The sequence below is a fragment of the Psychrobacter sp. 1U2 genome (assembly GCF_051847575.1).
Genome location: NZ_JBPYDC010001757.1, coordinates 1 through 531, shown reverse-complemented (window position 1 = coordinate 531; position 531 = coordinate 1). Strand labels below are relative to the sequence as shown.

The following is a 531-nucleotide window of genomic DNA, read 5'->3' as shown; positions in this document are numbered from 1 at the left end:
AGTAGCACGCTACTTTAGCCGTACTCTTCTTATTTAGGATTAACTATATTACGATTTTAAACCCATCGCATAATTTGCCACCAACGGCTTAATGTTGGGCAGCTTGTCAAAAGCAATCAAAGCAACATTACGCGCCAGCTTTACTGCTGGATTGGGATGAGTAAAGCCATGAACGACCGCATCGCAAAAGCGAATAACGCGTTTTTGATCGCTTAGACGCGCTTTTTCATAGCGTTTAAGCAGCGTTGGGTCGCCGATATCTGCACCCTTAAGGACTTGTGCACTCATCATTTGCGCTAATACATGTGCATCACGCATACACAGATTAAAGCCTTGGCCGGCCACAGGATGCAAGGTATGAGCAGCATTGCCTATGATGACGCAGCGACCATCTGCTTGCTTATCTGCCAGTACGCGTGTCAGCGGATAAGCACCGCGGCGACCAGCAGCGACAAACTTGCCAGCACGCTCACCAAATGCTTGCTGTAAGGTCGCCAAAAAATGCGCGTCGTCTTCTAGGTATTTATCTTC

1 protein-coding gene is annotated in these 531 nt (G+C 47.8%); it reads right to left on the bottom strand.

The window, feature by feature from the left end:
* Positions 1–48 precede the first annotated feature (48 nt).
* A partial coding sequence (locus ACS8FD_RS24250; protein WP_439277723.1) for an FAD-dependent monooxygenase occupies positions 49–531 on the bottom strand: 483 nt, incomplete at its 5' end.